This window comes from Maribacter sp., from assembly GCF_049667165.1.
GTDB lineage: Bacteria > Bacteroidota > Bacteroidia > Flavobacteriales > Flavobacteriaceae > Maribacter_A.
The window spans coordinates 1-11,001 of the sequence record NZ_JBATHS010000103.1; the positions used below are offsets into that span (position 1 = coordinate 1).

An 11,001-nucleotide genomic window follows, 5' to 3' on the forward strand; every position below is an offset into this window, starting at 1 on the left:
ATATTACAAAAAACGCCCAGTTCGATGAATTGGAGTTCAGCTATAAACATTGTACGGGTATACGCAGTTATAAGCCCGTTCCAACACCTGAGCAATCTACTATCGATGCCGCAGCTGAATTGATCAATTCGGCCAAAAAACCTTTTATCGTATTTGGTCAGGGTGTTATTTTAGGACATGCGGAAGAGGAGTTGAAAAAATTGGTCGAAAAAGCGGGAATCCCTGCTGCTTGGACGATACTGGGACTTTCAGCAATGGATTCTGACCACCCTCTGAATGTAGGTATGGTGGGTATGCACGGTAATTATGGGCCGAATGTGCTCACTAATGAATGTGATGTGCTTATCGCCATAGGCATGCGATTCGATGACCGAGTAACAGGCAGTTTGGACACCTATGCCAAGCAGGCAAAAGTCATTCATTTTGAAATTGATCCTGCAGAGGTCAATAAAAATGTGACCGCTGATGTTGCCGTATTGGGAAATTCAAAGGAGACATTAGGCATGCTATTGCCCAAGATCAAAGAAAACAAGCACGAAGCCTGGCATAATGAATTCAAGAAAAAATATGAAATTGAGTTCGATGCAGTAATAAAAAATGAACTGCATCCTACCAAAGGAGGTCTTACGATGGCGGAGGTCATCAATGAGATCAATGCGGTTTCCGAACATAAAGCGGTAATCGTCAGTGATGTTGGTCAACATCAGATGATTGCCTGCAGGTACTCAAAGTTCAAACAATCCAAAAGCAGCATTACATCAGGAGGTTTGGGTACTATGGGGTTTGCCCTACCAGCCGCCATCGGTGCCAAAATGGGCGCCATGGACAGGGAAGTCATTGCGATTATCGGTGATGGGGGCTATCAAATGACCATACAGGAATTGGGAACTATCTTCCAAAACAAGACCCCGGTTAAAATCGTGGTATTGAATAACGATCATTTAGGCATGGTACGGCAATGGCAGGAACTTTTCTTTGAAAGTAGATATGCCTCGACGGTCATGAGCAATCCTGATTTTGTCAAAATAGCGGAAGGGTACGACATCAAGGCCAAAAGGGTAACCGAACGTAAGGATTTAAAAGCCACAGTGGCTGAAATGCTTGCCTCTAAGGACGCCTATTTCCTTGAAGTGAAAGTGGAAAAAGAAGATAATGTTTTTCCAATGATTCCGTCAGGGGCTTCTGTATCCGATATAAGGTTAAAATAACGGTAGAAAATAGAATTACTAATTAAATCAGCCCAAAAAAGGTTCTTTCAATTTTGAATGGACAAGGGAGGAGGACTTATGGAAAAACAATGGTTTACAATTTCGGTCTATGCCGAAAATAATGTGGGATTGCTGAATAGGATATCAGGGATATTCTTAAAGCGACATATCAATATAGAGAGTTTGAATGTATCAAAATCGGAAATTGAAAATGTCTCCAAATTCACTATAGTAGTCAATACAACTGAAGATTGGACACGAAAAATAGTCCAACAGATTGAAAAGCAGGTTGAGGTGATCAAAGCCTTCTATCATGATGATGATGAGATCATCTATCAGGAATCCGCAATTTTTAAGATCGCATCGCACTTACTTTTCGATGAGCGCCAAATACAGAATATCATCAAGGAAAGCAATTCTCAGATTGTGACCGTTTCCCGTGACTTTTTCGTTTTGGCAAAAACCGGACGTAGGCACGAGATCGATGAGATGCACGATGCATTCGAACCTTATGGCATTATGCAATTTGTACGTTCAGGAAGAATAGCTGTCTCCAAGTCCGAGATGCCCATCAGTGCACTACTAAACAACTTTTATCAAGATAAATAATCAATCTCCAGGCAATTGGGGTTAAAAACGAGAATATAAAATGACAAATTATTTCAATACACTATCATTACGGGATCAATTGACACAACTGGGAAAATGTAGGTTCATGGATTCCAGTGAGTTTTCCGATGGTGTAACGGCTTTAAAAGGTAAAAAAATAGTAATTGTCGGTTGTGGGGCACAAGGCCTTAACCAAGGATTGAATATGAGGGATTCCGGTCTTGATATTTCCTATACCCTTCGTGAAGCGGCAATCAAGGAAAAGAGACAATCCTTTATAAATGCATCTGAGAATGGTTTTACCGTCGGAAGGTACGAGGAGTTGGTGCCTTCTGCGGATTTAGTAATAAACCTTACCCCGGACAAACAACATACCCATGTAGTCAGTGCCGTAATGCCTTTGATGAAAAAAGGGGCAACATTATCCTATTCCCACGGTTTCAATATCGTGGAGGAAGGAATGCAGATCCGAAAGGATCTAACTGTAATCATGGTAGCTCCGAAAAGTCCAGGTTCTGAGGTACGTGAAGAGTATAAAAGAGGATTTGGGGTACCTACATTGATTGCGGTGCACCCAGACAATGACCCTCAAGGAAAAGGCTTGGAACAGGCAAAAGCGTACGCAGCAGGCACCGGTGGTCACAAAGCCGGTGTTTTGGAATCTTCCTTTGTTGCCGAAGTTAAGTCAGATTTAATGGGAGAACAAACCATTTTATGTGGATTGCTACAAACAGGCTCCATACTTTGTTTTGACAAGATGATAGAAAAAGGAATCGATGCGGGCTATGCCTCCAAATTGATCCAATATGGTTGGGAAACCGTTACCGAAGGATTGAAATATGGGGGAATTACCAATATGATGGATCGTTTATCGAACCCCGCCAAGATCAAGGCCTTTGAACTGTCCGAGGAATTAAAGAATATCATGCGTCCCTTATTCCATAAGCACATGGACGATATCATGAGTGGTCATTTCTCCAAGACCATGATGGAAGATTGGGCCAATGATGATAAGAATCTTTTAACATGGAGGGCCGAAACCGGGGAAACCGCTTTTGAAAAGACGCCCGCAGGCGCTATGAAGATAAGTGAACAAGAGTTTTACGACAACGGTGTCTTAATGGTAGCCTTGGTCCGAGCCGGGGTGGAGTTGGCCTATGAATCGATGACAGAATCGGGGATCATAGGCGAATCGGCCTATTATGAGTCCTTGCATGAAACCCCATTGATTGCCAATACCATCGCCCGAAAAAAATTGTTTGAAATGAACCGGGTAATTTCGGACACGGCTGAATATGGCTGTTATTTGTTCGATCATGCCTGTAAGCCTTTATTGGCCGATTTTATGAAAGGTATCGAAACCGATGTAATCGGAAAGCATTTTGGCGAAGGCAAGGATAATGGAGTTGACAATGCCAAGCTCATTACTGTTAACAAAGCACTAAGGGACCATCCGGTAGAGGTTGTGGGGGCGCGTTTACGTGCGTCAATGACCGCAATGAAACCAATTGTATAATTCTATATTAAATAATTGATACGTATTTAGACCTACCAGGTTTTCTATACCTGGTGGGTCTTTTTATCTTTGAACATGACCTATTTTCCAAAATTAGAGGATATTAAGGCGGCTGAGCTCACAATACGTGAGGTGGCACGCGTTACCCCGTTGGATCAAAGCATTCGCCTTTCCAAACAGTATGGGGCAAACATCCTTTTAAAAAGGGAGGACCTACATCGGGTACGATCCTATAAAATCCGTGGGGCCTTTAACAAGATTAGTTCCCTTACCCAGGAAGAACGATCTCGCGGGGTTGTTTGTGCCAGTGCTGGCAACCATGCCCAAGGGGTGGCGTTCGCTTGCCATCATTTGGGCATCAAGGGCACCATTTATATGCCATCGGTCACCTCAAAACAAAAGATAGAGCAGACCAAAATGTTCGGGGGCGATACGGTCACTATAATGCTGGAAGGGGATACTTACGATGATGCATCCAAGGCCGCATTGCAATTTTGTAGGGAACAAGGTAAAACATTCGTACATGCTTTTGATGATGAAAAGGTCATTGAAGGCCAGGCTACCATTGGGTTGGAACTATTGGAGCAAACCGATGCCCCCATAGATTATTTGTTTGTTGCCATTGGCGGAGGTGGACTCGCCTCAGGGTTATGTGCAGTTTTTAATATGTTATCCCCGACTACTAATATTATTGGGGTTGAGCCCGAAGGGGCACCCTCCATGAAATCTTCCATCGAAAGAGGGGAGAATACCCGTTTAGAGTCCATTGATAAATTCATTGATGGTGCCGCCGTTCAGCGCGTAGGCGATTTGACTTTTGCAATTTGTCAAAAATATTTACACGAAGTATGTACCGTTCCCGAAGGAAAGGTCTGTCAGACGATTTTAGATCTTTACAATCGTGATGCCATTGTGGTCGAACCCGCAGGTGCATTGACCATTTCGGCCTTGGATGCCTATGCCGAGACCATAAAGGGCAAAAATGTGGTTTGCATCGTTAGCGGAAGCAATAATGACATTACCCGTACCGCCGAGATAAAGGAGAGGGCGCTGTTATATGGTAAGCTGAAACATTATTTTATCATTCGTTTTCCTCAACGTCCTGGGGCTTTGAAAGAGTTCGTAGCCGATATTTTGGGACCGGAGGATGACATTACGCATTTTGAATATTCGAAAAAGTCGAGCAAAGAGAATGCCCCGGCCATCGTTGGAATCGAGTTGAAAAGTCCGGCCGATCTGGAACCTTTGATAGCGCGGATGAAGGCTAATAATTTTTATGGGGAATACCTGAATGACAAACCTGATCTGTTTCAATATCTGATTTAACGATGTCACATTTCAGGGAGTATTTAGTATAAAAACCCACACTTCGGCTTCTTTCGCTTTTCTTTCTCGGTATATCTATAAAGATCATCTAATTTTGTAAGTGAACAAAAATTGAATTTAAAAAAAACATTATGGCCATACCAGCTACATATCAAATTTCAGAAACCTTGAATCAAACGACCTATCTGGTCAATGGGGAATTAAGGGAATGGACAGGCGCCACTTCTAAAGTATTTTCTGCCATTTCGAGCACCGACACCTACGCACCAACCTTATTGGGAAGCATTCCTGATATGGGTGAAAAGGAAGCCCTTGAAGCCTTGGATGCAGCCACAGGGGCATATAACAGGGGCCAAGGGGCATGGCCGACCATGTTGGTAAAAGACCGAATAGGCTGTATGGAGGTATTTGTGGAGAAGATGAAAACGAAGCGGGAGGAAATCGTTAAATTATTGATGTGGGAGATTGGCAAATCCTTGCCCGATTCAGAAAAGGAATTTGATCGTACCGTGGAATATATCTATGATACCATCGAGGATTATAAACAAATGGATCGCGATGCGGCCAAATTTCAAAAAAATGACGGGGTATATGCCCATGTCAAAAGGGGCCCGTTAGGGGTTGTATTATGCCTAGGTCCCTATAATTACCCATTAAATGAGACCTTTGCCTTGTTGATTCCTGCCATTATTATGGGGAATACTACTATTTTCAAACCGGCTAAGCATGGGGTATTATTGATTACCCCCCTTATCGAGGCTTTTAAGAGCAGTTTTCCGAAAGGAGTGGTAAATATTCTATTTGGTCGGGGTAGGGCGGTGGCCGCCCCCATTATGCAAACCGGAAAAGTAGATGTCTTGGCTTTGATAGGAAATAGCAAATCGGCCAATGCTCTTATGAACCAGCACCCTAAGAGCAACCGGCTACGACTTGTATTGGGATTGGAAGCGAAAAACCCAGCCATCATATTGCCCGACGCGGATCTTGCATTGACCGTTGAGGAATGTTTGGCAGGTACCTTGTCCTTTAACGGACAGCGTTGCACGGCTCTCAAGGTAATCTATGCGCACGAAAACATTGTGGATGGTTTCAATAGCCAATTTGCCGAGCGTGTCGATGCCTTGAAATTTGGAAATCCATGGGAAAAAGGGGTTAAACTGACCCCATTGCCAGAGCCCGATAAGTCGGATTATATTCAGGAATTGATTGATGATGCCCTGGCCAAAGGCGCCAAAATATTGAATAAAAAGGGAGGAAAACGCTTTGATAATTATATTTGGCCCGCTGTTTTATATCCGGTGACCAAAGATATGCGGGTGTATCAGGAAGAGCAATTCGGGCCGGTGATCCCTATCGTACCTTTTAGTGATATTGAGGAACCTTTGAATGATATGGCCGAAAGTAATTATGGACAACAAGTGAGTTTATTCGGTAAGGATGTCTATGCGGTGGCCCCATTGATCGATACTTTGGTGAATTTGGTATGTCGTGTCAATTTGAACAGTTCGTGCCAACGGGGACCTGATGTGTATCCGTTTACTGGAAGAAAAGATTCCGCCCAATCGACCTTGAGTGTGCATGATGCCTTACGCTCGTTCTCGATCAGGACCTTTGTGGCCTTTAAGGATAATGGGCTGAATACCGAGATTATCGAAAAATTATTGGAAGCCAAACTTTCCAATTTCGTGAGTACGGATTATATATTATAAGTTCTATCGCTATTGACTTTTGACACCAAAAATTCCGAGCTTAAAACTTAGGATGTTTTTGGCATTTGCCACAATAAACAGGGGTATTTGGTAGTTTGTAATATAAGCCTCGTTCAATATAGGGGGTACAACCAAATCCGATCTATTTCTAGTTGTGATACGATTTAAGATTTTAATGGGATCTATATTCCTGGTGATTACACTTTTATTCCTAATCATTAAGGGTTGGGCAAATGATATGGTTCATGTAAAGGAACCCCGTGCTATTAGCGAGTTGAAAATAGACAGGGTCGATTATGAAGCTGTTCATCGCTATCAATTACGCAAGAAAGAGTTAACGGTTGCCTTAAAAAAGTATTTCGACAATGCCATCGCTGCGGGGGATATCGTAGGGGCGGGGGTAAGCATCGTACAAGGCGATTCCATTTTGATTTTTGAAGGATTTGGAAAACGAAGTACTGATGGGAAGGCTAAAGTTGACGGAAAGACCATATTTCGATTGGGATCCCTTTCAAAAGGATTTGCTGGCGTATTATCGGCCAGTTTACAAGCTGATGGCCTATTGGATTGGAACGATAGAGTGGTCGATTACATTCCCGGGTTCCAGTTTGGTGATAGTCTAAACACCCAAAACGTTAAACTCTCCCATATTTTATCGCACAGTTCGGGTACTCCGTACCACAGTTTTACCAATTTGGTAGAGGCCGGGCTACCGATAAGCACCATAGCACGACGATTTCATGAAGTTACGCCCATCAGTGAACCGGGAACAATGTATAGCTACCAAAATGCGATGTTTTCGCTCAGCCAAGAAGTGATGCAATCCGTGACCGGAAAAGACATCAAAAATTTGTTGACCGAGAGGTTCTTTAAGCCTTTGGGCATGTCCACCATTTCTATGGAACATCATGCCTTAACAGAATCACAAAATGTGGCCATGCCCCATGCCAGAAGAAAAAATGGATGGAAAAGCCTACCCTTAACGGACCACTATTACAATGCTGTAGTGGCCGGGGGTATCAATGCGAGTTCTTTGGATATGGCCAAGTGGATGCGGTTCTTATTGGGCCACCGCCCAGAGGTATTAGCTTCAGGTACCATTCAAAAAGCCTTCAACCCTTTTATTGAAATCGGATACAATAACAAATACTACCAACGTTGGCCGGGCCATCAACATTCGTATTATGCTTTTGGATGGCGCATACATGAATTTAATGAAGCTGGTTCCAAAGAAACGAAGACCATGTACCACCATGGTGGAAGTGTCAATAATTACAGAAACGAGATCGCACTCTTTCCAGAAGCCGATATCGGTCTTTGTATCTTGTTAAATGGGAATTCCAGACTTGCTCAAACCGTCATTCCGGATGTATATGCTATTGTACAAGAGATTTATATCGACCTATAACGAATTTCGCTATTGATTCAAGTGAGCAAAGTAAGTGTTTATGATACTTGTAAATTCTACTTGGCAGATTTTCCCAATGGTTTGGTATACATGTTTTTCATCACTTCTATTTTACCTTCATCTTCAGCCACTGCAGAAGTAGTGAACATCATCACTCCGGTAGATTTCCCTGCCAGGGCACCTTTCATAACAGTTTCAAATTCGGCACTGGAAATGATACCTGGGCTATTATGTGCTTGAACGATAGGCCATATTTTTGGATAGGTAGCTTCTTCGATATTCAGGCGATCACTCAACCAGTGTATATTCTCTTTTACCCAATTGGGCTCTCTACCCATTCTTTCATGATAGACCATAGGAGAAAAAACATCTATGGTTTCTTTTAATAGATCATAGTCCAGACCCAATATGCGACGTCTTGCACCATCGAATTCATGGTCAGTCCATGGACAATGATAAAGACCAAGTAGAACCTCTGGTTTGAGTTCCCTGATAATGCTTTTTATTTCATAGGTCCAATCGTAAATCACCTTACATCGCCAATCGCGCCATGATTTATCATGGTTATTCAGTATCCACAGTGCCTTCATTGAGGTGGCTCCATCCGGAATTTCGATATTGGCATATTCTGAAAAATCATGAAGACAATGGTCGCAGAAGCATGTTTCAGGCAAGATGGGTTCAGGTTCTTCAAACTGTGCATGCCAATGTACATAGTCCATCCATATACCATTCAGGTCATACTTCATCAATAAATCCCGCAGCTCGTCAAAACGATATTGACGGAAACCGGGTTCAGTAGGACAAACCCCCATAAACCATGCTGCAGGTTGCACTTTTTCACCTTTATCATTGATCGCCCAGGCTTCGGGGTGGTTTTCGACATAATTCGTACCATTTAAGGTGGCAAATTCAGCAAATACCATTGATTCCTCAGACCTGGCCCTATTGACCATATCATGGGTAATAGACCCGCTATGGACAAAAATTGCATTGATCCCAAGTGTATTGAGCTTGATGTCTTTATCCCAAAAAGGTTTGGGATTTCCATAAATACCCCTGATTTCAATGGTTTTATCAGGTTTCTGTCCACATGATAAAAATAATGATGCACATAAAGAAACTAGTAAAATGTATCGAAAACAGGACTTAATATTTGAATTCATGATATGGAATACTTAAAGTTCAAATATACTTTATTTAAGAAAAAAATACGACGGCATCAGCCAAGTTGTTAAGACGTTGGATGTGTAATTGCGGTTTTTGTTGCGTGACATTTGCAGCTAACGTTCAGGCATTGATCGTTTGAATACTTCGATGGGCTCAGTACATCTGATTTATAACATCCGATGATAAAACACATTCAACTTTGATATCGAAGTTCGAGGATTTTCAGTTTGGATTCAAGAAGGAGTGGGATTATTCAAAGTTGAGTCAAGGTACTACAAATGAAAAAGCCCTAACGATATGGTCAGGGCTTTTTCTAATTTAGATTTTTGGAAATACTTAATATAGTTCTCGACATAGCCTGTCTTGAGCGCAGTCGAAAGGCTCGAACTGACAGGGTCTTCTGTTTAAATATTTGCAGCCAACCAATCCCCAACTTCACTGGTCTTATAGGCTTTTGCATTCTCTGCGAGGTCTTCGGTAACAATTCCTTCTGCCAAGGATTTGTTCACAACATCACGAATCGCTTCGGCCTCATCGGTCAGATTCATATCCTCAAAGAGCATGGCTGCCGATAGCACAGTGGCCAATGGGTTTGCGATGTCTTTTCCTGCGGCTTGTGGGTACGACCCATGTATGGGTTCATACAAAGACACCTTGCTCCCGACAGAGGAAGAGGGCATCAAGCCCATCGAACCAGAGATTACAGAAGCCTCATCGGTCAGGATGTCCCCAAATAGGTTGGCGGTGATCATTACGTCATAGGCTTTGGGCCATTGTACCAATCGCATGGCGACCGCATCTACGAATTCATAGGACACCTCCACTTCAGGATAGTCCTTTTCCATCGCCTGTACGGTCTCTCGCCATAATCGGGAAGATTCCAATACATTGGCCTTGTCAACACAACATAATTTTTTTGACCGTTTCATGGCCATTTCAAACCCTTTTTTGGCCAAGCGTTGAATTTCGAACCGTTGGTAGGTCATGGTATCAAAAGCCGTGTCACCTCCATCTTTTCTTCCTCGTTCCCCAAAATAGATCCCACCGGTCAATTCACGAAGGATGATCAAATCGGTTCCTTCGATGCGCTCCCTTTTTAAAGGTGATTTGTCTATTAAGGAAGGAAAGGTAAAGGTCGGACGTACATTGGCGAACAGCCCTAATTTTTGTCGCATTTTCAACAAACCTTGTTCTGGTCTTACTTTGGCCGAGGGATCGTTGTCGAATCGTGGATGACCAATGGCACCGAACAATACCGCATCGGCATTTGCACAGATTTCATGGGTTTCATCGGGATAGGGTTCCCCAACGGCATCAATGGCCGCAGCTCCTGTCAATGCGGGTTTCCAGTTGATTTCATGGTTGAATTTTTTGGCGATGGCATTAGATACTTTGACGGCTTGATCGATGACTTCAGGTCCTATTCCGTCTCCTGCTAAAAGGGCTATGTTTAATTTCATTGTATGTTATTTGCTTTGCAATTTTACTGGGGAGAACATCCCCCTGAACCCCCTTCAAAGGGTGAATTCTATTTGTCTTGGTTCTAGTCTCTAGGTTCTTGACACTTTTTAGATAATATTCAACATTTTTTCAGTAGCTTTTATGGCCGATACGGTCTGATCTGAATCCAAACCACGGGTAATGAATTCTTTTCCGTGATTATCCCAAGAGATAATGGTTTCACAAAGGGCATCCGAATTACTTCCCGGAGGAATGCGTACGGCATAATCAGTAAGTTTAGGGAACTCTTGTTTTTTCGATTTATAGATCTTGCGTAAAGCATTCATAAAGGCATCATATTGACCGTCTCCTTGGGCATGGGCCTCATGCAGTTCGCCATTGATTTCCACAGCCACCGTCGTTGAGGGTTTCAATCCTTTGGCGTGGGTAAGTACATAAGATTTAACAAATACCTTTTGCTGGTATCCTCCACTGTTCAATACATCGGAAATGATATACGGCAGATCTTCTTTGGTAACACGTTCCTTTTTGTCGCCCAGTTCAATAATGCGTTGTGTCACCTTTTTAAGTTCTTCTTCATTCAGGGTGAGACCC

9 protein-coding genes are annotated in these 11,001 nt (G+C 42.8%); 6 read left to right on the forward strand and 3 right to left on the reverse strand.

The genetic code is table 11. From position 1 onward, the window contains the following. From WBM98_RS05595 to WBM98_RS05620, 6 genes are all read left to right on the forward strand, one after another. Positions 1–1,208, forward strand: a 1,208-nt coding sequence (locus tag WBM98_RS05595; protein ID WP_424365043.1) for a thiamine pyrophosphate-binding protein, incomplete at its 5' end; no start/stop codon positions are given. Positions 1,209–1,286: 78 nt separating this feature from the next. Then, entirely contained in the window at positions 1,287–1,817 is a 531-nt protein-coding gene (ilvN, locus tag WBM98_RS05600; protein ID WP_424365051.1) for an acetolactate synthase small subunit, read from the forward strand. A 40-nt stretch (positions 1,818–1,857) separates the two neighbouring features. After that, a complete protein-coding gene (gene ilvC, locus WBM98_RS05605) occupies positions 1,858–3,333 on the forward strand; it encodes a ketol-acid reductoisomerase (RefSeq protein ID WP_424365044.1) in 1,476 nt (491 codons plus the stop codon). Between the two features lie 75 nt (positions 3,334–3,408). Beyond that, entirely contained in the window at positions 3,409–4,659 is a 1,251-nt protein-coding gene (gene ilvA, locus WBM98_RS05610; protein ID WP_424365045.1) for a threonine ammonia-lyase IlvA, read from the forward strand. 131 nt (positions 4,660–4,790) lie between these two features. After that, entirely contained in the window at positions 4,791–6,368 is a 1,578-nt protein-coding gene (locus tag WBM98_RS05615; protein ID WP_424365046.1) for an NADP-dependent glyceraldehyde-3-phosphate dehydrogenase, read from the forward strand. A 175-nt stretch (positions 6,369–6,543) separates the two neighbouring features. Then, positions 6,544–7,776, forward strand: coding sequence for a serine hydrolase domain-containing protein (locus WBM98_RS05620; RefSeq protein ID WP_424365047.1), 1,233 nt, complete (start codon positions 6,544–6,546; stop codon positions 7,774–7,776). A gap of 56 nt (positions 7,777–7,832) precedes the next feature. Here WBM98_RS05620 and WBM98_RS05625 read toward each other — a convergent pair whose 3' ends face one another. From WBM98_RS05625 to WBM98_RS05635, 3 genes are all read right to left on the reverse strand, one after another. After that, positions 7,833–8,942, reverse strand: a complete 1,110-nt coding sequence (locus WBM98_RS05625) for a hypothetical protein (RefSeq protein ID WP_424365048.1) — start codon at positions 8,940–8,942, stop codon at positions 7,833–7,835. Positions 8,943–9,350: 408 nt separating this feature from the next. Continuing rightward, on the reverse strand, positions 9,351–10,406 hold the full coding sequence (leuB, locus tag WBM98_RS05630) for a 3-isopropylmalate dehydrogenase (protein ID WP_424365049.1): 1,056 nt from the start codon (positions 10,404–10,406) through the stop codon (positions 9,351–9,353). Positions 10,407–10,514: 108 nt separating this feature from the next. Further along, positions 10,515–11,001, reverse strand: a 487-nt coding sequence (locus WBM98_RS05635; protein WP_424365050.1) for an alpha-isopropylmalate synthase regulatory domain-containing protein, incomplete at its 5' end; no start/stop codon positions are given.